We start from the raw sequence: 23,238 nt of genomic DNA, 5'->3' as shown, positions 1-23,238 counted from the left end.
ACCGCGGGACTCAGGGCCGCGGCGGCCACCCGGGGGGCGTCACTTCTTCGTCACTGGCCGCGCCAGATGTTGTCGAAGGCCGCGTTCTCGATGCTCCGCCGCTGCCGTACGGCCTCCAGTTCCCGCACCGCGTCGTTGACGGCCGCCAGTACGGTCACCACCCGGTCGTCGACGAGGGTGGCGGCGTCCTCGGCGGGCTCATCGTGGACGCCCACGGCCGCCGCGAGGAAGGCGAGAACGGGCTCGCCGGACGTCCAGCGGTCGGCCGCCCGGCTACGGGCCGGTGAGTCGGTCAGCGTCGTCGCGTCGTTCCGGAACGGGATCCACTGGTGCCGGGGGCGAGTGGTCTCCCCCTCCGCGCCCAGGACGTCGAGATAGGCCGAGGACAGACCGCGCCCCCGGCGCCACAGCCAGTCCTCGACGGTCTCGTACGGCGCCTCACGGACGAGCGCCGAGACGGCCTCGTCCAACAGGCGGTCCCCGAAGGATCCCTGCGGGCCCGGCACGATGCGGTCGTCGTCCAGAGTGAGGGCCTGAGCCTCGCCGAGATCGATCAGCTCGGCGCCCGCGAGGGCCAGTGACAGGTCCCCCTGCCCGACGGGACCACTGGACGCCACGTCCATGGTGGTGATCAACAAATCGCGCGGTGTGGTCATGACGAGCTCCATGTCAAAGGCATCTGCGTCGGAGGTACCGGTGTCAGAGACATCGGCCCCGACGTCATCACTGTAGGCTCCCGGCGCCGGCAGGCGTGGCCTGTCACCCACGTAGCATGACGGGCATGGAGCTGCGCCAACTGCGGTACTTCGTCGCGGTCGCCGAGGAGCTGAACTTCGGCCGGGCCGCCGAGCGCCTGCTGATCGCGGGGCCCTCCCTGTCCCAGCAGATCAAGGCCCTCGAACGCGACCTGGGTGTGCGGCTGTTCGACCGTGACCGCCGCTCGGTGTCCCTCACCCCGGCCGGTTCGGCCCTGCTCCCGCACACCCGCGCCCTGCTGGAACGAGCCGGTGACCTCCAGCGGCGGGCCGGCCGGCTGGCCGGATCGGAACCTGTACGGCTCGGTTACGTCAACTGGCTCCCGCCGGACCTGACCACGCGGGCCGCGGCGGTGGCCCAGCTGCACATCGACGCCTGGATCGCACCCTCGCACACCCAGGCCGCCCGGGTCGCCGACGGCAGCCTGGACCTCGCCGTCTGCTGGGTCAGGACCGAGGACCTGGCACGACGCGGGCTGCGCGCCCGGCTCATCGGCGCCGACCGGCTCTACGCCGTCGCCACCGGGGACGGCACGGACAGTGTGGCGGCCCGGGACACCGCCGTCCTCATCGACGACGACACCACCTCCTGGTCGTCCTGGAACGCCTACGCCGAACTGCTGGCCCGGGACACCGGGGCCCGCGCGGTGCACATCACCGACGGCGGCATCACCGGCCCCGCGTTCTTCGACCATGTGCGCCGCAGCGACCGCCCGGTCGTCAACTCGCCCAAGGGACAGACCACTCCCCTGCCGGCCGACCTGGTCCGGCGTCCGGTCGTCGCGCCGGAGATCCACTGGACCTGGTCGCTGGTGCGGCGCGAGAGCGAGGACCGTCCGGCGGTACTCGCCCTCGTGGACGCGCTCTGCGACGGCGTGGACGACCTCGGTCTGCACACCCCTGATGCCTGGCTGCCCGAGGGCGACCCGCACCGCTAGAGCGCGTCACCGGGGCCTCCCACAACGACGCCGTACCGCTGACATGCGCTGGAAGGCCGCGCCTATCAGCAGCTAGAAAGCCGGTCCTGACCAGGGCCCCTTCCGCCTTTGACTCCCCTGACGGAGCGACCTACATTCTCGATAGTCGACCGGTCGGCTAGCAAGTCGGCCGAGAACCCATCGACAAGCCATCGAGAAACCACCTCAGCCCGAAGAAGGTCGTCATGAACTCCCAGGACCAGAAGGTCGCCATCGTCACCGGTGCGTCGCAGGGCATCGGCGCCGCGCTCGTCGACGCCTACCGCAAGCTCGGGTACGCCGTCGTCGCCACCTCGCGCACCATCGAACTCTCCGGTGACGCGGGCGTCGTGACCGTGCGGGGTGACATCGCCGATCCCGCCACCGCCGAGCGCGTCGTCGCCGCCGGTATCCAGCAGTTCGGACGGATCGACACCCTCGTCAACAACGCCGGTCTCTTCGTCGCCAAGCCCTTCACCGACTACACCGCCGCCGACTACGCCACCGTGACCGGAGTGAACCTGACCGGCTTCTTCCGCATCACCCAGCTGGCCGTCGAGCGCATGCTCGCCCAGGGCAGCGGCGGCCACATCGTCAACATCACCACCAGCCTGGTCGACAACGCGGACTCCAGGGTCCCCTCCGTACTCGCCTCGCTGACCAAGGGCGGTCTGCAGTCCGCGACCAAGTCCCTCGCCATCGAGTACGCGACCCGCGGCATCCGTGCCAACGCGGTCGCCCCGGGCACGGTCAAGACCCCGATGCACCCCGAGGAGAGCCATGCAGCCCTCGCCGCCCTGCAGCCGGTCGGCCGGCTCGGCGAGGAGAGCGACATCGTCGACGCGGTGCTCTATCTGGAGAACGCCCCGTTCGTCACCGGCGAGATCCTGCACGTCGACGGCGGCATGAGCGCGGGCCACTGACCCACCCCGACCGTCCCGCCGCGGCAGCAGCCGCCCGGCCTTTGCGACAGGAGAACTCCGATGAGTGACATGACAGACAGTGCGGCGGTCCTGCGCGGTGTGCTCGACCGGTGGAAGGCCGCCGTCGACCAGCACGAACCGCAGCGGGTCGCTGCGCAGTTCACCGAGGACGCGATCTTTCAGGGACTGCGCCCGCACAGCGTCGGAAGGCCGGGCGTGGCGGCCTACTACGCGTCCCAGCCCCCCGGGCTGACGGCCGAGTACCGGATCCTCGAAACCCGGCGCCCGGCCGGCGACCTCGTACTCGGTTATCTGAGTGTCGACTTCTCGTTCACGGACCGCCCCACACTCACGGTCAACCTCGGCGTGCTGGTGCGGCACACGGAGGAGGGCTGGCAGATCAGCTACTACCAGGTGTCACAGCCCAGTTGAGCCGCTTGCCGCCCGTCAGGTTCCATGCATCAGTCGCTGTCGGCCAGCAAGAGCTTGGCGGCCACCGCCGCTCCGTCGGTGCGGATCGTACCGGCCACGGCGGTGGCCCGGTCGCGTGTCCCGGGAGCCAGGGCCGTCCTGAGTGCGGCCGACAGGGACTCGACGGTCGGAACAGGACCGTCGTGGGCCGCGCCGATCCCCAACTCGGCCACGCGGGCGGCGAAATACGGCTGGTCACCGGCCTGGGGCACCACCACCTGAGGTGCGCCGGACCAGGTCGCCGTCGTGGTCGTACCGGCGCCCCCGTGGTGGACGACGGCGGCTGCCCGGCGGAACAGGGCCTGATGGTTGGTCTCACCGACGACGAAGCAGTCGTCCTGGCCGTCGACCGGAGCCAGTCCGGCCCAGCCGTGGGAGACGACCACGCGGCGGCCTTGCGCACGGACCGCTTCCACGGTCACCCGGGCGACCTCCACCGGATCACCCATGGGAACGCTACCGAAACCCACGTACACCGGGGGCGTGCCCGCGTGCAGGAAGGCCGACAGGTCTGCGGGCAGCGGGCGTTCGTCCGGCACGAGCCACGCGCCGGTCTGCACCACGTCCAGGTCCGACGGCTGTTGCCACGGGGCCAGGACGGGGTCGGACGCCAGCCAGGGACGGTCGGTGAAGACATGGTCGCGAACGTTGTCGACCGGCGGGAGACCGATCGACGCCCGGTGACTGTTGACCACTTCACCGAACACGGCTTGCGCGTCACGGGCGTCCTGTTCCCAGAGCGCCTGATTGTCGGTCACGTCGGCCGACAGCGGCTTCCCCGGCCGCGGGATCGGCAGGTGGTGGGGCGACGGCAGGCTGACCGGCTGGTAACTTGCGTACACATAGCGGGCGTTCAGCTTCTCGGCGGCGGTCTTCACCCCTGCCACAGCCGGTACGAGACCGGTCGCCAGCAGCGCGTCGGCCCCCGCGCCCGCCGCCATGACGTTCTCGTGGAAGGCGGCGACCAACTCGGCCGCGCGCTTGGGGACTCCGCCTGCCGTCGGCGGTGTCCTGCCGGTCACCAAGCGCCGCACCGACTGCCCGGTCGGCACCATCTCCACCCCGACCCCGGCCAGCCGCTGCGCGAACTCCTCATCGGGCGGCGCACAGACACACACCTCGGCGCCGAGCCCCCGCAGTTCCATGGCGAGCGCGACCAGCGGCTCGACACCGCCGCGCGAATCATAGGCCGCCAATACGACACGCATTCAGTACCCCTGCCCTCACGGCGCCTTAAGCCCCTGACCACTCACAAGTGCTGTGTCACACCCATGTGCGACTATCGCAGCAACGACCGGGAACCCAACGCCTCTTCGGCGGTGGGTTGGCGTCCGGCTCCTCCATGGTCGACGACCCTAAGCCGACGCAGACCCAGCCGTCTCGGAGCCGCCGCCCATCAGCCGGTACATGCCGATCGAGTCATGTGTCGCGGTGTCGGCGAAGCCGAACTTCTCGTAGAGGTAGCGGGCGGGTCCGTCCGCGATCAGGGAGACGTAGGCCGTGGCGGGTGCCCGGCGGTCCAGTTCCTCGGTGAGCGCGGCCATGATGTGTTTGCCGAGGCCGCGTCCCTGGTGTGCGGGGTGTACGCAGATGTCGACGATCTGGAACGCGGTGCCTCCGTCGCCGGTGACACGGCCCATCCCGATGGGCTCGCCCGCGTGGTGGAGAACGACCCCGTACCAGGTGTTGGGCAGGGCCAGGGCGACCGCCTCCGGGGCCTTGTCCGAGAGGCCGGCGTCGGTGCGCAGGCGCCGGAAGACCTCAACGGAGGGCACACCCGCACGCAACTCGTAAGGGTCGATATCGATAGGCATGCATTACATGCTAGCGCCCCTGCCACGAGCGCGAGCGGCTTCGAACAGGGCGGGATCGTGGGCGCAGACGACCGCGAGGTCCTTCTCGCCGCTTTCGCGGAGTGCGGCGAGACGTGCCTGATTGGCTCTCAGGGCCTTGATGTCGTGGGCGACGATACGTTCCTGGATCCGGAGCGCGGCCGGGACAGGGGGCGTGCCATCGAGTGTGCCCGGGTGGTAGAACGCGTCCCCGCAGTGCAGGACCCAGTGGTCGCCCGCGTCGACCGCGACAGCGGCGTGTCCTCGGGTGTGGCCCGGCATCGGCACCAGGACGAGCCCGTCGTCGATCCCGGTGAGCTGCTCGGCGGCGGCGAACCCCCGCCACCGTTCTCCGGCCGGCTCGTGCCGGACCAGCTTCGGGTGGTGGGACAGCTGGACGCGCCGGTATCTGTTCTTCTCCAGGCGTGTGGCCGGTGACAGGGCCCCGCGTGCCTCCGCCGCCGTGACGTGGACCTGTGCGTCCGGGAAGTCGGCGAGTCCCCCGATGTGGTCCAGGTCGAAGTGGGTCACCACGATGTGGGTGACGTCCTCCGCCCGGAAGCCGAGCTGCCCGATCTGGTGCAGCGCGGTCTCGTGGGGATCGAGGGCGGGGCGGACGAGGTGGCGTACGCCGCCGAGGCGGCGGGCCGGTTCGGCGATGTCCCGCGTCCCGAAGCCCGAGTCGACCAGGACCAGTCCCTTCCCTGTCTCGACAGCCAGGACATGGCAGACGAGCGGGGCGCCCGGCAGGCGCATCGTGCCGCAGTTGAGGTGGTGGACCTTCACCCGAGAGCCTCCGTCATCTCCGCCATGACCTTCGGGGGCGGATCACTTGGTGAAGTCGGGCGGGGTGGTCTCGACGAGTCGTGGGTCCGGTGTGCCGCCCGCCATGGACAGGACTCCCCTGACGATGCGGGCGAGCTTGAGCAGGCCGCTCGGCTTGCGCTTGTCGACGCCCGCCACCAGTTGCCTGAGGATGGTCAGCTGGTCGAAGTAGATGCGCTCGGTGACGAGGTTCTCGTCCTCGTCGAAGACGAAGAACGCGTTCATGCGCGTACGGTGCTCGCCGCCGGTGGGCGGGATCCTGCCGAGGGGGCCGCGGTGGGTGCCCAGCAGCCAGAACTCCACGATGACGGCGTCGACGCTGTGCCGGAACGCGATGATCTCGTGGCGCTGGTCGGGGAAGGCGACACGGGTGTCGTCGTAGTACGCGCGCACGTCCGCGTCGCCGTCGTGCACCTTCATCTGCGCGATGAGTTCGTAGTGCGGGTGCGGGAAGGTGGACAGGGTGGCGTCCCAGTCCTGGGCCACCTCGTCACGGAAGTGGTCGAGGACGAGTGTCTCCCGGGCGCGGAGCACGGACTCGTCGGGCAGCACGAAGCGGTTCACGGTCGGTCTCGCTAACGGGTGTGGGTGAGGGCGTGGTGGCTGAACGTCGGTTTCGTGCCGGGGTTCGTCCAGGCGCCTGTCAGCTCGCTGGACGGGAAGAACTGCAGGAAACGCGGGTCCTGCGGGCTCGGGTCGGCGAGCGTCTTCTCCAGGACGACCGAGTTGTACTGGTCGGCCGTGGTCTCGATGGTGTTGGCGTTGAGGACGGCCTCGTGCCCCCACTCGCGGCTCCACCTGGCCAGCCCCGGCAGCTTGGAGTGTTCCGGCGTCAGGCATTCGGCGGCGATGACGTTCTCGCTGCTGACCCAGATACCGGTGGAGGTGTTGACGACCAGACTCTGGTTGCCGAACACATGGCCCGGTGTCTTCACCACGGCGACCCCGGGGCCGAGGACCACCGACCCCTCGATCGGGAGGAACGCCTCGGGCGGTACGTCACGGTAGGCGGCGGGCTGGTACCAGGGCTTCTGCAGCGGGTGCAGTTCGGCCATGCCCGCGAGTTCGTCGCGCTGCACGATGACCTTGGCGTTCGGGAAGGCCGCCTCCGGACGGCCGCCGAGGTCCTCCTGGTACGCCGTCGTGCCGACCCAGCGCCGGAGATCCTGCGTGTGGAGGTGGTCGAACAACAGGTAGTCGACGTCCTGCGGTGCGATGCCCAGCCCGGCGAGATGCTCCAGGACCGTGGCGTACCGGGTCAGCATCAGCCGGGCGACGGGGGCCGGTGTCCGCCGGCTGAGCCGGTCGAAGTACGGGGTGTACTGGCCGAGTTCGACGTCACTGGGCTCGAACAGCAGCACCCGGGCGCGGCCGTCGCTCTCGTGCCAGCGGATGACGAGCATGCGGTTGGTGATGGACAGGAAGGGCGCGACGGCTCGCGAGGCACGGAAGAGGCCGAACCGCGTCGGGTAGGGCAGCGTGACCAGATCACAGGTGGTGATGCTGTCGGGCGTACCCGTCGTCGCGAACTCGCGCTTGAAGACGAGCCCTTCGGCGCGGGCCGCCGCCAGACGTGCGCCCGGCCCGCCCGGTATGCGACTCGGATCGGTGAGCGAGTCGACCTGAGTACCGATGTCCGGCAGGTCGGCCACGTTCGACGTGTTCCAGGGAAAGGGCTGCATGCCGGTCTCCATCGGGTGAATTCCACGTCGTGGGTATGACGCAGGACAGTCATAGTCCACGCCGTGGGTTTTCCGCAAGGATGGGGCATGATGAAGCGGTGACGCATCGGACGGCGCCCGCCGACAAGCAGCCCGGAACCCCGCCCCGGCGCGGCCGACCCCGTAAAGGTGCCGGAACGCTGACCAGGGACGCCGTCATCGGGGCCGCGATCTCCGTCATCGACGAGGAGGGCGTCGAGGGGGTCAGCATGCGAACCGTGGCCCGGCGCCTGGGAGTCGACGCGAAGAGTCTCTACAACTACGTCGACGGCAAGGACCACCTCCTCGACGCCGTCGCCGAACACATCCTCGTCGGGGTCGCACTCCCGGAGCCGACGGGATCGCTCGACGCGGATCTGCGCGCCATCGGGAGGACGTTCCGCGCCGCCACCCTCGCGCATCCCCGCGCCGGAGCCCTCGTACTGACCCGGCAGCTCTCCTCCTCGGCCGGTCTGCGGCCGGTCGCCACGGTCCTGTCGGTGCTGCGCGCCGCCGGCTGCGGACCCGACGAGGCGGTGCACCTGCTCAGGACGCTGCTGGCCTCGGTCATCGGCACCCTGCTGCGGGAGGTCTCGGCGGGTCCGACCTTCGGGGTGGTCGGCCCGGAGGCCACGGCGGCACGCCGGCGCGACCTGGAGGACTCAGGCCTGCCCGTGCTCGTCGAAGCGGCCCCGTACCTGGCCCGTTTCCGTCATGACGAGGAGTTCGAGTACGCGCTCGACCTGATCGTCACCGCCGTCACGAGCAAGGTCGGCGACGGCGGCCGGCCGTGACCTTCCCCGGCCTGACCTGACGGATGCGGCGGGGCATCGTTCGGCTACGGGCCATGCTCTCCGACGACCAGGCACGAACTGTCGCGCACATCTCCTGCCCGAGGAGGAGACGGGACCTACTGCACGTGCACGGCCGCAACCGTTACCGAACGCACAGAGGGCGCTTTGCACACATGTGCTGCGGAAAGCGTTTTCCCTCCGCGGGGGCTACACGATTCACCCTTCTCAGGCGGCCTTCCGGGGAACTACTGCCGCACGCACGGCGTCAAACGTATCGGGCTTGCCGCCCGGCACTTTGCTTGACATTTCACCAAGACCGGAGCACGTCGCGCATTCACCTCCCCGCACCGTGCACCGAATACCCGCTGAGCCGCTGACCATTTGGGGACCATTCGCAGTGACCACCGTCATCGTGCAGCTTTCCGACGCCGTCGTCCGCCGCTCCGACGACCCAAGGCCCGAGCCGCGCCTGGTGCGGCTGAGCCCGGGCCAGAGCGCCGAGTTCGGGCGGGGGAACCCCGGGACACCGCTGCCCATCCCCTTGCGCGACCCCGCGGTGTCGCGCTGCGCCGGACAGGTCACCGCGGTGGAGGACTACTGGCGGCTTTCGAATTACAGCGCCGAGGCCACGTACGTCGTGGAGAACCTCGAAGGCGCGGGGGAACACATCCGTGTCGCACCGGGACGGATTGGTGCACCCGTCCCGTTCGAGCTGTCCCGGGTAATTCTGCCATCGGCCGAAAACCCTATGGAATTCAAGGTGTTCGCACCCCAGCATGCGTATACGGAAGCCGGGTGCGACGGCGCCGCCGGGGAACCGACCACGAGCCCCTTCTCGCTGAACCCCACGGCCAAGTATTTCCTGGTCCTGCTGGCGCTGTGCGAGCCGCGGCTGCGCTTTCCTTCGAGCGCGGCCGTCCCGGGCGTGGGCGAGGTCCTCGAACGGCTGCGGGAGCTGCCGAGTTGCCACGATCTGACCCGGTCCGCGCTCAATTACCACATCGACTATCTCGCCGACACGAAACTGCGGCTGCGGGAGGGCCCGGGGGGTTCGTACGGCGAGGCGGGAGGCAAGCGCGAGCGGCTGGTCAGCCTCGCGCTCCGGTTCAATCTCGTCCGTGAAGAGCACTTGGCCCTGCTCCCCCCAGCCGCCAGACGCTGAACCGAAAGGCTCACCCAGGATGAACCACTCGCAGCCCACTCCCCCGCTCGACCCCGCGCCCGGATACCGGATCTCGGACTGGGAGATCACCGGCCTGATCGGCTCGGGCAGCTGGGGCAGTGTGTACGCCGCCGAGAAGGTCGTCGACAGTGCCGCGGGCGGCTCGGCCGTGGCCATCAAGCTCCTGCGCACCGACCTGCTGACCCCGGGCCAGCGCGCGTCGATGGAGGAACTGGCCCGTAAGGAGGCACAGTTCAGTACGGAGGCGGACCACCCCCACCTCGTACGCACCCATGCGGTCGTGACCCTGCGGGATCCCGAGCGGCCCGAGCTGGACGGCATGACGGCACTGGTGATGGACCGTGCGGAGCGCAGCCTCCAGGATCTGCTGGCCGCGGGCGGGACCGGGCGCCCGCTGCCGGAGGCCGAGCGGATCCTCAGCGGGGTGGCGTCCGGACTGGCGCACATGCACACGCACGGCTGGATCCACGCGGACCTCAAGCCCGCGAACATCCTCCTCGGCCCCGAACGGGCCGTGTGGCTCGCGGACTTCGGGCTCACCGTGGAGCTGGAGGGCACGCACGCGTACGTTCCGCCACTGGGGTCGCTCGACCACGTGCCGCCGGAGTGGTGGTCGGAGCGCACCGGCGTCCACGGCACGACCGTGCGCAAGACGGCGGACATCTGGGCGTTCGGCGTACTGGCGCACCAGGTGCTGACGGGAGGCCTGCATCCGTTCCCGGGCGGGACGGCCCGGGCCCGCTCCCTGGCCGCCCAGGCGTATGCCAACGGTTCGGCCCCGCTGCGTCTGGACGACTCCCTCGAACCGGAGTGGCGCAAGCTGATCGTGGAGTGTCTGGCTCCCGATCACGCCTCCCGAGCGGCCCTGGACGCGGGTGAACTGTCGCGCCGGGTCGGGGCGTTGCACGCCGAACGCCTCCCCAGACCCGTCTACCGGCGTCCGGCGTTCCTGCTCGCCGCCGGTCTCACCGCCTGTGCCGCCGTCGCCGGCACCTTAGTGGCCTTCGTACCCTCCGACGGCAAGGTCGCCCCGCAGAAGTCGAAGTCCTCGGCGACCGCGACCGCGCTCTCCGACACCGCGCTGCCCGGGGCCATCCCGGCCGACTCCGATGTGCCCGTCTCGCTGCGGCGGATCATCACCGACGCCGCGAAGCGGTGCACCGACGAGGAGGTCACCCCGGCGTTGCTGGCCGCGATGCTCAAGGCCGAGAGCGGTTTCGACCCGAAGGCGTCCCGGCCCGCCACCGGCGAGCACGGCATCGCCATGTGGACGCCCGCGGTGTTCAAGGCATGGGCGGTGGACGGCGACCGCGACGGGGACAAGGACTACATGTCACCTGCCGACGCCATCGGCACGATGTCCGTGTTCACCTGCTGGCTCGACCAGCGCTTCAAGCAGAACGACCTGCGGGAGAACCTGCCCGCGCTGATCGCCGCCGGTTACCGCACCAGCGACCGGACCGTCATCGAGGCCGGTGGCGTACCGAAGGCCGTGCAGCCGTACGTGGACGAGGTCCTCGCCAACCTCAAGGAGTACACGGCCTGACACATCGGGCCCGGGGCCGCCCCTGACATGCGTCAGGAGCGGTCCCGGCCGTCCCCCGCTTAGCGTCGGCGGATCGTTCCGTCACCGTACGCACCAGGGGGCATCTGATCATGCGGCACTTCTCATCCCTCCGCAGCGGGCCGGGCGCGGCCGTCCGCAGCGGGCCGAAGACGGCGCGGCGGGCACTGTTCTCGGTGAGCGCCCTGCTGCTCTGTCTGGCGACAGCGGGCACCTCCGCCTCCGCCGCTCCGGCCGCACCGGGCGGCCCGACCGCCGATGCCGGGGGCACGGTGTCCCCCGCGACCGCCCAGGTCGAGGTCCCGGCCGACGTCACCGCCGGTGTCGCGGTCTACGACCGGCAGACGGGGGCCTTCACCGAGCAGCTGAACGCGAGCATGCAGTTCCGGTCGGCGTCCGTCGTCAAGCTGCTGCTGGCGCTCGACTTCTTCCGGAACCGCGGTCCGAACTACACGATCCCTGCCGCCGACCGCGCCCTGCTGGAACCGATGCTCCGCAGCAGCGACGACGACGCGGCGAGCCACTACTGGGAGGTCAACGGCGGCGCGGCGATCATCGGGCGCATGAAGGACGACCTCGGTCTCACCGACACTGCCGGTCCGCCCGCCGGATACGAGGGCTACTGGGGCTACACGGCCATCTCGGCCCGGGACACGGTCAAGATCTACCGCTACATCCTGGAACAGGCCGCCACGCCCGTACGGGAGTTCATCATGTCCAACCTGCGGCAGTCGACGCGCTGCGCCTCGGACTCCTTCGACCAGCACTTCGGCATTCCCGGCGCCTTCGAGAAGCCCTGGGCCGTCAAGCAGGGCTGGTCGGGCGAGTACGAGGACGGCACCTGCGGTCCGGACAGCGCGAGGAACGCGAAGGCGGCGTCGCAGTCCGCGGGCCGGGAAGCCGCCGGAGCGAAGTCGGCGGACACGAGGTCTGCGGGTACGCAGTCCACGGACGCGAAGTCCGCGGGCACGAAGGCCGCAGGTACGAAGGCCGCGGCGGCGGTGAACCTGTCCCGGCCCGCCCTGCACACCACCGGCACGGTCGGCTCGGGCGACCGGACCATCGTCGCCGTCCTCACCCTGCACCCGCTCGGCACCACCTACGGCCAGGCCTACACCGACATCGGCAGGCTGACCCGCAGTCTCGACGTGCCCGGCGCGACCCGGCCGGCCGGGAAGTGGTACGGCACCTGGGGCGAGCGGGTCGCCGTCCGGACGGCGACCACCACCGGGTCGGACTCCAAGACCCGGCTGCCCGCCGGTGTGGAGGTCCTGATCAGCTGCCAGAAGCAGGGCGAGACCGTCTCCGTACCGCCGTACACCAACAACTGGTGGGCGTACCTGCCCCAGTACGGCGGCTACATGTCCAACATCTATGTCAGCTCCCCCGACAACAAGCTGCCCGACGTGCCGGTCTGCGCCTCCTGACGTCCGCCGGACCCCGGACAGCACCTCGATGACCGGCCCCATGGGGGCACCGCGCAACCGCGGTGCCCTCATGTTTCGTTCGGCCGGCAAGACTTTGAACACTCACAGTACAAAGTATGGACATGCCAAGTGAAAGCCCCGTAGGTTGGCGGCGCACCGCAGCCACGTCAGAGAAGACCGGAACGCAATCCGGCACGGTCCGGTCCCGCTTCATGGAGGACCGTTGTCCCACCATCAGTTCCTGCGTGCCCGAAGACTTCTCACCTCCCTACTGACCGGGGCCGTACTGACCGGCGGCCTCCTCGCCGCACCGGGGTCCTCGGCCGCCACGCCCGCCGCCGCGGCCATCCCGCCCCAGGAGCCCGGCGTCACCCTGCGCGTGTTCGACGTGCAGACACCGCTGAGCAAGCTGTGCACCCTCAAGCCCGGCCAGACCCCCAACCACGACGCGCTCAAGTCGACGGTGGATTGGTCCACGACCGATGACTTCGGCGGTTTCTCCGACCGGTTCGTCTCGGAGGTGACCGGCTATCTGGTCGTGCCCAGCGACGGCACCTACGGTCTGCGTCTCACCAGCGACGACGGGTCCCGGCTGAGCATCGACGGCGCCACCGTCATCGACCACGACGGACTCCACGGCGCGGAGCCGAAGGACGCCTCCGTCCAGCTCACGGCGGGCTCCCACCCTCTGCGCATCGACCACTTCGAGCGGGACGGCGGGCAGGAGCTGCGCCTCGCCTGGAAGCCGCCGGGCGCGAGCGACTTCACGACCGTGCCCCGCGAGGCGCTGAGCACGGACGCCGGTGTCGTACGGGTCACGGCCCCCGGACGCAAGGAGTGCGAGGCGAGCGGCGACACCCCCGGCGACGGACTCCCGCTCACCGACGTACGCCCCGACCTGGACCTCACCGATCTGCGCCCCGACGGTTTCGAACCGCAGGTCACCGGGATGGACTGGCTGCCCGACGGACGGCTGGCGATCAGCACCTGGGGCGGCTCCGACAACGTTGCCGGAGAGGTGTACCTGCTCGACAACGTGACCGGCGAGACCAGCAAGGACAAGGTCACCGTCAAGAAGGTGGCGAGCGGGCTGCGGGAGCCCATGGGCATCAAGTACGTGGACGGCTCGCTGTACGTCTCGCAGAAGCACCAGCTGACCCGGCTCGTCGACAAGAACCACGACGACGTCACCGACGAGTACCGCGAGATCGCGACCTGGCCGTACGGCAAGAACTTCCACGAGTTCGCCTTCGGACTGCTCTACCGCGACGGCTACTTCTACGTGAACCTGTCCGTCTCCATCAACCTCGGCGGCGCGACCACCGTTCCGCAGCCGGCGCCGGGCCGCGGGACCACGTACAAGGTCAGCAAGAAGACCGGGAAGATCAGTCCGATCGCGGGCGGTCTGCGGACGCCGAACGGGATCGGCTGGGGGCCGGAGGGCGAGATCTTCGCCACGGACAACCAGGGCGGCTGGCTGCCCTCGTCGAAGCTCGTGCACGTCAAGCAGGGCCGCTTCTTCAACCACTACACCGAGCCGTCCGGTGCCTTCGACGCGGCCACTCCGACCGCGCCGGTGCTGTGGCTGCCGCAGAACGAGATAGCCAACTCGCCCTCGACGCCCCTGTATGTGAAGAAGGGCCAGTTCAAGGGCCAGATGCTGATCGGTGACGTGACCTACGGCGGTCTGCAGCGCGCGTACCTGGAGAAGGTGAAGGGCCAGTACCAGGGCGCCGTGTTCCGCTACACGCAGGGCCTCGAAGCCGGGGTGAACCGCCTCACCTACGGTCCCGACGGCTCGATCTACGCCGGTGGTCTGGGCGCGGACGGCAACTGGGGCCAGGAGGGCAAGCTCAAGTTCGGTCTGCAGAAGCTCACGCCCAACGGCGGCAACACCTTCGACATCAAGACGATGCGTGCCGTACCGGGCGGCTTCGACCTGACCTACACCCAGCCGGTGTCGGCGAAGACGGCCGAGGAGCTTGCCAAGCACTACAAGGCCGAGCAGTGGCGGTACACCCCGACCAGCGACTACGGCGGCCCGAAGATCGCCGAGGAGGTGCTTCCCGTCCGGTCGGCCGAGCTGTCCAAGGACAAGCGCACCGTGAAACTGCGGCTCGACGACCTGAAGCCCGGCCGGGTGGTCCACCTGCGCTCCCCGCGCCCCTTCACCTCCGAGTCCGGTGAGTCGCTGTGGAACACCGAGGCCTGGTACACGCTCAACGCCATGCCCGGCAAGCAGCCGCCGGCCGCCGTCCAGTACGAGGCCGAGGAGGCCCGGCTCACGGGCGTGGCCGGTGTCGCCACGGATCACGTCGGCTACTCCGGCAGCGGCTTCGTCGCGCGGTACAACACGGAGGGCAAGGTCGGTACGACCTTCGACGTGCAGGTCAAGAAGTCGGGCACGTACGACGTCAACCTGCGCTACTCCAACGGCCCGAACCCGTTCGAGGGGACCAAGTCGCTCTCCCTGTACGCCAACGGGAAGAAACTGCGGCAGGTGAAGCTCGCCTCCACCAGCAACTGGGACACCTGGTCCACGCAGACCGACCAGGTGAAGCTGCGCAAGGGCGACAACACCATCTCCTACCGTTACGAGGCCGGGGACACCGGCCATGTCAACCTCGACCTGATCACCGTCCGCCCCCAGGGTGCGTCCCTCGCTCTCTTCGACGGGACCGCGGCCTCGCAGTCGCAGTGGCAGCACACGGACGGCCGACGGCTTCAGTGGCCGCTCGCCGACGAGAAGTCCATGGAGGTGTGCTGCGGTGACATCCGGACCATCGACGCGTACCAGGACTTCAAGCTGCACGCCGAGTTCCGGGTCCCGCTGCTGCCCGACGACGTCACAGGGCAGAACCGCGGCAACAGCGGCATCTTCATCCAGGACCGCTATGAGCTGCAGATCCTCGACTCCTACGGTGACACCACCCTCGACACCAACGAGGCCGGAGCCATCTATCGGAAGAAGGCGCCCGACGTCAACGCCGCCAAGGCGCCCGAGACCTGGCAGACGTACGACATCGTCTTCCGTGCCGCCCGCTACGACGACAGCGGCAAGAAGACGGCGGACGCCCGGCTGACCGTGGTGTGGAACGGCCAGAAGGTCCACGACGACATCACCCTCGACAGCCCCACCGCCTCGGGCCGGGCGGAGACGCCGTCGACGGGGCCGATCCGGCTGCAGGACCACGGGAACAAGGTGAGGTTCCGCAACATCACCCTGGAGCCGCTCACGTGACCCTGTGATGAGGTGAAGTGACGTGACGCCGGGCCCGGTCGACACCGGGCCCGGCTCTCGTACGTGGGGTCTGCCGGGGGTCGGCGGTAGTGCCTGCGGTACCTCGGAGTGGGCAGCACATGGGTTCGTGACACCCCCTGTCCGCACGGGAATCTGAGGGCATGACGCGAAGCAAGGCAGTAATCATTCCCTCGGTCCTCCTCTCCCTCGGTGCCCTGGCGGTCGCCACCCCCGCCCTCGCGGACGCGGTGAAGGGCACACCTGACCCGGCTCCGGTCCCGGCCACCACGACCACGTCCCAGGGCATGGCTTCCGGGCAGAGCCTGGAGAGTGTGGTGGCCGCCATCGAGCGCAGTGCCCGTACCCTCAGGAGCACGAATCCCCAGGGCGGTCTGCGGGATCTCGACGCGCTGGGCCGCATGGTCGGGGACGCCGATGTGGTGGGCCTGGGTGAAGCCACCCATGGTTCGCAGGAGTTCTTCCACATGAAGCACCGGGTCTTCCGCTACCTGGTCGAGAAGAAGGGTTTCCGGACCTTCTCCCTTGAACTGGCCTGGAGCAGCGGCGTACGGGTCAACGAGTACGTGCTGTACGGCAAGGGCGAGTTGAAGGACATAGCGCGCGAGGAGTTCCAGGGCGCGTACCGGATCTGGAACAACCAAGACTACATCGACCTCATCGAGTGGATGCGTGACCACAACCGCAGTCACCCGAAGGACCCGGTGCGGTTCATGGGCAACGACATGGGTTACGTGGGTCCGGAGTCGTACGAGCGGGTGACGGAGTACGTGGCCCGCGAACACCCGCAACTGCTGCAGCGCGTCACGGAGTTGTACCGCGGACTGGCTCCGACGACCGACGCCGGCACCTACAGCGATCAGTACCTGCAACTGCCTCTCGCCGAGCGCGCGGAGCGGTCCGAGCGCACCCGGAAGGTGTACGAGCTGCTGCGGGACCGGGAGCCGGCGCGCGGCGACCGGCAGGCGCACCTGTGGGCCGTGCAGCACGCCAGGGCCATCCACCAGATGGCCAAGGGGTACTCCCTCGACATCACCGACGAGGCCGAGGTCACGAAGATGATGAGGATGCGCGACGAGGTGATGGCGGAGAACGTGGCGTGGTGGCGCAGGCACACCGGCGACAAGGTCCTGTTGTCGGCGCACAACACCCATGTGTCCTACGACTCGTTCGACGAGCGGTACCCCAAGACCCAAGGGGCCTTCCTGCACGACGTGTTGGGCAAGGACTACGTCAGCATCGGATTCAGCTTCCACCAGGGCGCGTTCGCGGCGTTCGGCGCCGACGACAACGTGATGCGGACCTACCGGGTGGGGGCGGCTCCGGCGGGCTCCAACGAGGACACCCTGGACAAGGTCCGCCAGGAGAACTACATCCTGGACATGCGTACGGCTCCGAACGCCGCCCGCGCCTGGCTGGCGAAGCCGCGTGCCACGTACAACATCGGCGCGGGCTGGCCCGACCCGATGACGTACAAGATCGGTCTCGGCAAGGCGCACGACATCCTCATCCATCTGAACGAGGTCGAGGCCACCGAGTATCTGGGCGCCCCCTGATCTCCTCAACGGTGTGGGGACGGGCGCCAGGCTGAGCGGACTGGGGATCTGATCGGTCCCGCCCTGTTCCTCTCCTGTGGCGAGGCCGCTTTCATCACGGGACAGGTGCTGTACGCGGACGGCGGCCGGACCCTCGTCCGGCGCGTCGGCTCGGACAGGCACCGGGCCGCTTCCAAGGGCGTGGGGAACGGTCCACAGGCATTCCAGGCGTGCGACCCCAAGGAGCCGACGTGACCACCTCCCAGCGCTTCACCGACAAGACCGTCCTCGTCACCGGCGCCGGAACCGGATTCGGTGCCGAGATCGCCGTCCGGGCCGCTCAGGAGGGCGCCGATGTGGCGATCCACTACCGCAGTTCGCGGGCGGGCGCGGCGGCCACCGCCGAGCGCGTGACCGCGCTGGGCCGCAAGGCCGTGCTCGTCCAGGCCGACATAGCCGGGCACGAGCAGATCCGGCGGATGGCGGACGAGGTGTGGGAGGCGTTCGGCCGGCTCGACGTGGCGGTCAACAACGTCGGTGACGTGGCCCGCGAGCAGATGTCCTGGCGGGACCTCACCGAGGAGTCCGTCGACCATGTCCTCGCGGTCGACATCAAGGGCACGCTGCTGTGCACGCACGAGTTCGGCGCACGGATGCTGGAGCAGGAAGGGGGCGGCTCGATCGTCAACATCGGTTCGACGGTGGTGGCGCGGGGCAGCGCGCGGGCCCCTCAGTACGCCGCCGCGAAGTACGGGATCATCGGCCTGACCAAGTCGTACGCGCAGGCCTTCGCCCCCGTCGTCCGGGTCAACGTCTTTGCGCCCGGCTTCATCGAGACGCCCGCGACGCTGGGCCGGGAGGACTGGAAGAACGGGCGCGGCGAACAACTGCGCAGGGCGACTCCGATGGGGCGCATCCCGGGCCCGGAGGAGCTGGCGGGGGCCGCGCTCTTCCTGGCCACGGAGGACGCGCACCACATCACCGGCGGCTTCCTGATCGCCGACGGCGGCTACAACATGGTCGGCGCGTGACAGGAGGACGGCGCTCCTTCACCGAAGGCCGCCACCCTCCCGTCACGGTTCACCGGTCGCGGTCGGCTACGCCACCGTGCGGATCAGCTTCTTGTTGACGAACTCCTCGATGCCCGGCCGCCCCAGTTCACGCCCGAAGCCCGAGCGCTTGATGCCGCCGAAGGGCAGTTCGGCACCCTCGGCGCCGACACCGTTGACGAAGACCATGCCCGCCTCGATCCGGTCGGCGACGCGCGCGGCCTGGGCCGGGTCGGTGGTGAAGACGTAGGAGCCGAGGCCGTACGGGGTGTCGTTGGCGATGCGGACGGCGTCGTCCTCGTCGGTGGCGGCGAAGACCATGGCGACCGGACCGAACAGTTCCTGGCGGGCCGCGGTGTCCTCGGTGGTGAGTCCGGTGAGGACACCGGCCGGGAAGTGGGCCCCTTCGCGCCGGCCGGTGCTGTGCAGGGTCGCACCCTCGGCGACGGCCGCGTCCACCTGGCGGGCGAGATTCTCGGCGGCGGCCACGGACGACAGGGGCGCGCCCGTTTCCCCGGCGAGGAGCCGTGCGCTGAACTTGTCGACGAACTCCTCGTACAGGTCCTCGACGACCACGAAACGCTTGGCCGCGTTGCAGGCCTGGCCGGTGTTGTCGAGGCGGGCGGCCACGGCGGAGTCGACGACGGCGTCGAGGTCGTCGGTGGACAGGACGACGAACGGGTCGGAGCCGCCGAGTTCGAGGACAACTTTCTTGAGGTGGCGGCCGGCGATCTCGGCGACGGCGGAGCCCGCGCGCTCGGAGCCGGTGAGCGAGACGCCCTGGACGCGCGGATCGGCGATCACGTCGGCGATCTGCTCGTTGGTGGCGTAGACGTTGACGTACGCCCCGGCCGGGAAGCCCGCCTCGGCGAACAGCTTCTCCAGCAGGGCGGCCGTGGCGGGGCACTGCGGGGCGTGCTTGAGGACGATGGTGTTGCCGATCGCCAGGTTCGGGGCGGCGAAGCGGGCGACCTGATAGGCGGGGAAGTTCCACGGCATGATGCCGAGCAGGACACCCACCGGGCTGCGCCGGATGACGGCGCTGCCCGCTCCGGACGTCACGTCGAGCGGTTCGTCGGCGAGGAACTCCTCGGCGTGGTCGGCGTAGTAGTGGTAGATCTCGGTGCAGAAACCGACCTCGCCCTCCGCCTCCGCGAGGGGCTTGCCCATCTCGCGGACGATGCTCGCGGCCAGCTCGTCCTGGTGCTCGGCGTGCAGGTCACCGAGCCTGCGCAGCAGCGCCGCACGCTCGGCGACCGTACTGGAGCGGCCCCACGCGGCAGCGGTGTGGGCGGTGTCGACGGCCGCGGCGACCTGGGAGTCGGTGGCGGTCGGGTAGGTCTCGACGACCTCTGCGGTGGCCGGGTCGGTGACGGCGTACATGCTTTTCTCCAGGTGCTGCGTGGTGAGGGTCGGGCAGGGTTACCGGGCCGCGGCCCGGCCCGCGAGTCATGGGCCGGGCCGCCGTACCGTCATGGTTCGAGGATCGTCCGCACTCCGGTGCTGGACCGGAGGTCGTCGAACGCGAGCGGTGCCTCCTTCAGCGGGCGGACCTTCCCGACAAGGTCGTCCAGCGGCAGGCGCCCGGCGAGGTACAGGCGAGCCAGCTTCGGGATGTCCAGCTCGCCGACGCTGGAACCATAATTGCAGCCAAGGATACGTTTGCCCTGGTCGGCGAGGTCGAAGAGGTCGAACGAGCCGGTCGCGCCGGTGGCCGCCATACCGACGAGGACGGCGGCGCCGCCGGAGGTGAGCATGGCCGGAAGCGTCTCGACGACCTTCGGGCTGCCGATCGCCTCGAAGGCGTAGTCCACTCCCCCGAGCTCGTCCTGGCACCAGGCGGCCACGTCGTCGCGCGCCCCGTCGAGGGTGTGGGTGGCGCCGAACCTCCGTGCCGCTGCGAGGCGTTCGGGCGAGAGGTCGACGGCGACGACGGGGTCGGCGCCGACCAGGGCCAGGCCCATCACCACGGAGAGCCCGACTCCGCCGGTGCCGATGACGACCGCGGACTCACCGGGCCGTACGCCTGCGGTGTTGACGACCGCGCCGATCCCGGTGGTGATGGAGCAGCCGAGCAACGCACCGATCCCGAACGGCAGTTCCTCGGGGACCTTCACCGCGGCCGTCTCCGGGACGACCAGCCGGCCGGTGAAGGCACCGAGCCCCAGGTAGGGCCAGACCTCCCGGCCTTCGGCGTCGGTGAAGGGGGTCGTGCCGTCGGGGAGGGTGTTCGCGACGGCCTTGGTGCCGGTGCACAGCCAGCCCTGCCCGGCCACGCACTTGCGGCAGCGGCGGCACGGCGCGAACCAGGACAGCACCACATGGTCGCCGGGCCGTACGGAGGTGACACCGGGGCCGACGCCGGTGACCACGCCCGCCGCCTCGTGCCCGAGGACGAGCGGGCGGTCGGTGGGCCAGTCGCCGGACACGATGTGCAGGTCCGAGTGGCACACGCCGGCGGCGCGGACCTCGATCTCGACCTCGCCGGGACCTGCGGGGCGCAGGGTGACCTCGCGCGTACCGAGGCCGGCCTCGGGGTCGAAGACGATGGCGGTGGAGGACACGGCCGGGGAGGACTTCGACGGCATCAGGACGCCTTCACTTCTTCTGCGGTCGGGCCGTCGGTGGCCGGACGCGGGGCGAGCTTGGTGTGGGGCTTGGCGACCACGACGTACACGAGGCCGATGACGAACAGCGCGGAGAAGACCAGGATCACGGCCCAGACCTGCATCCAGCTGCCGCCGACGGGGGCGAGTTCGGTGCGCGGCCAGGCGATGTTGACCGCCTCGAACAGCAGCCACAGCACGGCGAGCACGTTGACGACGAGCCCGGTGCGGCCGAGCCGCAGTTGGCCCGCGGCCGGGTTCCAGCGTCCGGAGAGCCGGGCGACGAGAGCCACCACCGCGACCGCCAGGAAGACGAAGTAGAAGCCGCCCGAGCCGAACGCGATCAGGGTGGCCGCCGCGTTGCCGTTCAGCCCCAGCAGCAGGCCGAGCCCGGCGAGGACGGCGGTCGCGATGAGGGAGACGTACGGGATCTGGCGGGGGCCGACGGTCGCGAGCGTCGTGGAGAAGGGCAGCTGGCGGTCGCGGGCGAAGGCGTAGACGGCGCGGCCGATGTAGGTCTGGATGGAGATGGCGCACGCGAAGAACGCGATCAGGACGACGACGATGAACGGCTTCTCGCTCCAGCCGCCGAGCCCCTGGGTCACGGCCTCGAAGACGGGGTCGACGACCGCTCCGGAGACGGCGTCCTCGGGGCGGCGCAGCGCGAGCGTCACGGCGAGACCGGTCAGCAGGACGGTGAAGGCGACGAAGAGGTACGCGCGCAGCAGGGCGCGCGGCACGCTGCGGCGGGGCTGTTCGGTCTCCTCGGCGACCTGTGTGGTCGCGTCGAAGCCGAGGAAGGCCCAGCCGGCGACCGCGAGGCAGGTCAGCAGTCCGGCCGTGACGGATCCGCCCGAGACGTCCTGCGCGCCCAGGGTCTCGAAGAGGATCCCGAAGCCGTTGTGCCGCACGAAGAGCAGGAGGATCAGGCTCACCGCGATGGAGGCGACGCCCTCGGCGATGATGCCGGCGTTCAGGAAGTGCTTCACCGGGTTGACGCCGAGCAGGTTGATGCCGAGCGCGACGGCGACGAAGACCACGCCGAGCAGCACGTGCAGGGCGGGCGAGGGGACGCCGTCGCCCGCCAGCATGTACAGCCAGGTCGCTCCCAGGTAGGCCACGGTCGTCAGCGAGGCGACGGCCGAGGCGAGGTAGATCCAGCCCACGAGCCAGCCCTGGCGTGGGCCGCCCAGTCTGCGCACCCACTGGTAGACGCCTCCCGTGATCGGGAACTGGGAGGACAGTTCGGCGTAGACCACGGCGACCAGCAGCTGGCCGAGGAAGGCCACGACGACCGCCCAGATCCAGGTGGGTCCCGCGAAGACGAAGCCCAGCTGCACGACGGCGTAGATGCCGACCACGGGCGAGATCGTCGCGAACCCGATCGCGAAGACGGCCCACGCGGACAGGGTCCGTTTCAGCTCCTGCTGATAGCCGTACTCGGCGAGTTCACCGGCATCGGTGCGGGTGTCGTCCACGTTGGTCTCCTGACGCTTCCTGACAGTGCTGCGTGCGGCCACCGGTCGGCGGGGGGCGAGGAGGGGCGGTTCTCGGACCGCGGCCGACGGGATTCGGACAGCAACGCTTATTGGGCACATGACCAATTGCTTATTGGTCGCATACTCAATAACATTCACGGCATGACGTCAAGAGGTCCGGGCAAGCGGGTGCGCAAGGCTCCCGCGGAGCGCCGCCACGAGATCGTCGCGGCTGCCGCGCAGGTCGGCCTCGTCGAAGGTCTTGAGTGCATCACCCTGCGCAGGGTCGCCGACGAACTCGGCGTCCGGCCCGGACTCGTCGGCCACTACTTCCCGGCGGCCGACACCCTGGTGGCCGAGGCCTTCACGGCCGCCACCATGGCCGACCTGGACACCCTGCTGCCCGAGCGGCCGGACGGCTCCGGCGACGGCTCCGGCGACGACTCCGGTGACGGCTCCGGCGACGACTTCGGTGACGGCTCCGCGCGGGCGGTCCTGCGGCGGTTCTTCACCCTGATGTCCAGCGCCGAGTTCGACAACGTGAGCAGGCTGTGGCTCAACGCCCGGCACCTCTCGCGCTACCGGCCCGGGCTGCGCGAGCACGTCGTGGCGCAGGAGCTGCTGTGGTGCACGCGCATCGAGAAGGCGATCACCGCCGGTACGGAATCGGGGGAGTTCGTCTGCGCCGACCCACGGGCCGCGGCCGTCCGCGTCCTGGTGGCGATCGACGGGGCCAGCGCCTACATCAACACCAGCGCCGAGCAGCGCGGAGTCCCGATCACCCACTTGGCCAGGACCGTGGCGGAGGCTGAACTGGGGCTCGGGGCGGGGGCTTTGCAGCCGGCGGGCGCGCCTTCCTGAGGCGCGGCGGCACCTGCGAT

The 23,238-nt window shown here is 69.9% G+C and carries 20 protein-coding genes; 11 read left to right on the top strand and 9 right to left on the bottom strand.

All coding sequences use genetic code 11. From position 1 onward, the window contains the following. Positions 1-50: 50 nt before the first annotated feature. The gene (locus ACFWGJ_RS04030; protein ID WP_387320805.1) at positions 51-656 is read right to left on the bottom strand and encodes a GPP34 family phosphoprotein; all 606 of its coding nucleotides are present in this window, start codon (positions 654-656) and stop codon (positions 51-53) included. Positions 657-772: 116 nt separating this feature from the next. Here ACFWGJ_RS04030 and ACFWGJ_RS04025 point away from each other — a divergent pair, with 116 nt between their 5' ends. The 3 genes from ACFWGJ_RS04025 to ACFWGJ_RS04015 all read left to right on the top strand — a co-directional run bounded on the left by ACFWGJ_RS04025 (position 773) and on the right by ACFWGJ_RS04015 (position 3,066). After that, positions 773-1,693, top strand: a complete 921-nt coding sequence (locus ACFWGJ_RS04025; RefSeq protein WP_387320804.1) for a LysR family transcriptional regulator — start codon at positions 773-775, stop codon at positions 1,691-1,693. A 224-nt stretch (positions 1,694-1,917) separates the two neighbouring features. Further along, on the top strand, positions 1,918-2,634 hold the full coding sequence (locus ACFWGJ_RS04020) for an SDR family NAD(P)-dependent oxidoreductase (RefSeq protein WP_387320802.1): 717 nt from the start codon (positions 1,918-1,920) through the stop codon (positions 2,632-2,634). Between the two features lie 60 nt (positions 2,635-2,694). Beyond that, on the top strand, positions 2,695-3,066 hold the full coding sequence (locus ACFWGJ_RS04015; RefSeq protein ID WP_387320800.1) for a YybH family protein: 372 nt from the start codon (positions 2,695-2,697) through the stop codon (positions 3,064-3,066). A gap of 29 nt (positions 3,067-3,095) precedes the next feature. Here the strand turns inward: ACFWGJ_RS04015 and ACFWGJ_RS04010 are convergent, their stop codons facing one another. The 5 genes from ACFWGJ_RS04010 to ACFWGJ_RS03990 all read right to left on the bottom strand — a co-directional run bounded on the left by ACFWGJ_RS04010 (position 3,096) and on the right by ACFWGJ_RS03990 (position 7,444). Continuing rightward, on the bottom strand, positions 3,096-4,313 hold the full coding sequence (locus ACFWGJ_RS04010) for a glycosyltransferase (protein WP_387320799.1): 1,218 nt from the start codon (positions 4,311-4,313) through the stop codon (positions 3,096-3,098). Positions 4,314-4,460: 147 nt separating this feature from the next. Then, entirely contained in the window at positions 4,461-4,919 is a 459-nt protein-coding gene (locus ACFWGJ_RS04005) for a GNAT family N-acetyltransferase (RefSeq protein WP_387320797.1), read from the bottom strand. Positions 4,920-4,922: 3 nt separating this feature from the next. Further along, positions 4,923-5,723, bottom strand: a complete 801-nt coding sequence (locus tag ACFWGJ_RS04000) for an MBL fold metallo-hydrolase (RefSeq protein ID WP_387320795.1) — start codon at positions 5,721-5,723, stop codon at positions 4,923-4,925. Positions 5,724-5,765: 42 nt separating this feature from the next. Beyond that, a complete protein-coding gene (locus ACFWGJ_RS03995; RefSeq protein ID WP_387320793.1) occupies positions 5,766-6,326 on the bottom strand; it encodes an ester cyclase in 561 nt (186 codons plus the stop codon). Between the two features lie 11 nt (positions 6,327-6,337). Continuing rightward, positions 6,338-7,444, bottom strand: a complete 1,107-nt coding sequence (locus ACFWGJ_RS03990) for a hypothetical protein (RefSeq protein WP_387320792.1) — start codon at positions 7,442-7,444, stop codon at positions 6,338-6,340. 98 nt (positions 7,445-7,542) lie between these two features. Between ACFWGJ_RS03990 and ACFWGJ_RS03985 the strand changes: the two genes are divergently transcribed. From ACFWGJ_RS03985 to ACFWGJ_RS03955, 7 genes are all read left to right on the top strand, one after another. Next, positions 7,543-8,256: a TetR/AcrR family transcriptional regulator C-terminal domain-containing protein gene (locus ACFWGJ_RS03985; RefSeq protein ID WP_387320791.1), complete on the top strand. Its 714-nt coding sequence runs from the start codon at positions 7,543-7,545 to the stop codon at positions 8,254-8,256. 397 nt (positions 8,257-8,653) lie between these two features. Next, entirely contained in the window at positions 8,654-9,418 is a 765-nt protein-coding gene (locus tag ACFWGJ_RS03980; protein ID WP_387320789.1) for a serine/threonine protein kinase, read from the top strand. Between the two features lie 19 nt (positions 9,419-9,437). Then, positions 9,438-10,985: a protein kinase gene (locus tag ACFWGJ_RS03975; RefSeq protein WP_387320788.1), complete on the top strand. Its 1,548-nt coding sequence runs from the start codon at positions 9,438-9,440 to the stop codon at positions 10,983-10,985. A 110-nt stretch (positions 10,986-11,095) separates the two neighbouring features. Beyond that, a complete protein-coding gene (locus ACFWGJ_RS03970; protein ID WP_387320786.1) occupies positions 11,096-12,430 on the top strand; it encodes a hypothetical protein in 1,335 nt (444 codons plus the stop codon). Positions 12,431-12,653: 223 nt separating this feature from the next. Beyond that, entirely contained in the window at positions 12,654-15,671 is a 3,018-nt protein-coding gene (locus ACFWGJ_RS03965; protein ID WP_387320784.1) for a family 16 glycoside hydrolase, read from the top strand. A gap of 161 nt (positions 15,672-15,832) precedes the next feature. Then, positions 15,833-17,245: an erythromycin esterase family protein gene (locus ACFWGJ_RS03960; RefSeq protein ID WP_387320782.1), complete on the top strand. Its 1,413-nt coding sequence runs from the start codon at positions 15,833-15,835 to the stop codon at positions 17,243-17,245. Between the two features lie 230 nt (positions 17,246-17,475). Further along, positions 17,476-18,255, top strand: a complete 780-nt coding sequence (locus ACFWGJ_RS03955) for an SDR family NAD(P)-dependent oxidoreductase (RefSeq protein WP_387320780.1) — start codon at positions 17,476-17,478, stop codon at positions 18,253-18,255. 66 nt (positions 18,256-18,321) lie between these two features. Here ACFWGJ_RS03955 and ACFWGJ_RS03950 read toward each other — a convergent pair whose 3' ends face one another. From ACFWGJ_RS03950 to ACFWGJ_RS03940, 3 genes are all read right to left on the bottom strand, one after another. Further along, positions 18,322-19,656: an NAD-dependent succinate-semialdehyde dehydrogenase gene (locus ACFWGJ_RS03950; RefSeq protein WP_387320779.1), complete on the bottom strand. Its 1,335-nt coding sequence runs from the start codon at positions 19,654-19,656 to the stop codon at positions 18,322-18,324. 89 nt (positions 19,657-19,745) lie between these two features. After that, a complete protein-coding gene (locus ACFWGJ_RS03945; protein ID WP_387320778.1) occupies positions 19,746-20,861 on the bottom strand; it encodes an alcohol dehydrogenase catalytic domain-containing protein in 1,116 nt (371 codons plus the stop codon). Further along, complete coding sequence (locus tag ACFWGJ_RS03940) at positions 20,861-22,357, bottom strand: APC family permease (protein ID WP_387320775.1); 1,497 nt, start codon at positions 22,355-22,357, stop codon at positions 20,861-20,863. The genes ACFWGJ_RS03945 and ACFWGJ_RS03940 overlap by 1 nt, the downstream gene beginning before the upstream one ends. 162 nt (positions 22,358-22,519) lie before the next feature. Between ACFWGJ_RS03940 and ACFWGJ_RS03935 the strand changes: the two genes are divergently transcribed. Next, positions 22,520-23,218, top strand: a complete 699-nt coding sequence (locus tag ACFWGJ_RS03935; protein WP_387320773.1) for a TetR/AcrR family transcriptional regulator — start codon at positions 22,520-22,522, stop codon at positions 23,216-23,218. The last annotated feature ends 20 nt before the right edge of the window (positions 23,219-23,238 follow it).

Source organism: Streptomyces sp. NPDC060205, assembly GCF_042728395.1.
GTDB lineage: Bacteria > Actinomycetota > Actinomycetes > Streptomycetales > Streptomycetaceae > Streptomyces.
This window is presented reverse-complemented; position numbering and strand designations above follow the sequence as displayed.

What these genes read in the sequence shown, in the direction of transcription:
- ACFWGJ_RS04030 (WP_387320805.1), bottom strand. Translation starts at nt 656, where the DNA reads ATGACCACACCGCGCGATTTGTTGATCACCACCATGGACGTGGCGTCC.
- ACFWGJ_RS04025 (WP_387320804.1), top strand. Translation starts at nt 773, where the DNA reads ATGACGGGCATGGAGCTGCGCCAACTGCGGTACTTCGTCGCGGTCGCC.
- ACFWGJ_RS04020 (WP_387320802.1), top strand. Translation starts at nt 1,918, where the DNA reads ATGAACTCCCAGGACCAGAAGGTCGCCATCGTCACCGGTGCGTCGCAG.
- ACFWGJ_RS04015 (WP_387320800.1), top strand. Translation starts at nt 2,695, where the DNA reads ATGAGTGACATGACAGACAGTGCGGCGGTCCTGCGCGGTGTGCTCGAC.
- ACFWGJ_RS04010 (WP_387320799.1), bottom strand. Translation starts at nt 4,313, where the DNA reads ATGCGTGTCGTATTGGCGGCCTATGATTCGCGCGGCGGTGTCGAGCCG.
- ACFWGJ_RS04005 (WP_387320797.1), bottom strand. Translation starts at nt 4,919, where the DNA reads ATGCCTATCGATATCGACCCTTACGAGTTGCGTGCGGGTGTGCCCTCC.
- ACFWGJ_RS03990 (WP_387320792.1), bottom strand. Translation starts at nt 7,444, where the DNA reads ATGCAGCCCTTTCCCTGGAACACGTCGAACGTGGCCGACCTGCCGGAC.
- ACFWGJ_RS03975 (WP_387320788.1), top strand. Translation starts at nt 9,438, where the DNA reads ATGAACCACTCGCAGCCCACTCCCCCGCTCGACCCCGCGCCCGGATAC.
- ACFWGJ_RS03970 (WP_387320786.1), top strand. Translation starts at nt 11,096, where the DNA reads ATGCGGCACTTCTCATCCCTCCGCAGCGGGCCGGGCGCGGCCGTCCGC.
- ACFWGJ_RS03960 (WP_387320782.1), top strand. Translation starts at nt 15,833, where the DNA reads ATGACGCGAAGCAAGGCAGTAATCATTCCCTCGGTCCTCCTCTCCCTC.
- ACFWGJ_RS03950 (WP_387320779.1), bottom strand. Translation starts at nt 19,656, where the DNA reads ATGTACGCCGTCACCGACCCGGCCACCGCAGAGGTCGTCGAGACCTAC.
- ACFWGJ_RS03945 (WP_387320778.1), bottom strand. Translation starts at nt 20,861, where the DNA reads ATGCCGTCGAAGTCCTCCCCGGCCGTGTCCTCCACCGCCATCGTCTTC.
- ACFWGJ_RS03935 (WP_387320773.1), top strand. Translation starts at nt 22,520, where the DNA reads ATGACGTCAAGAGGTCCGGGCAAGCGGGTGCGCAAGGCTCCCGCGGAG.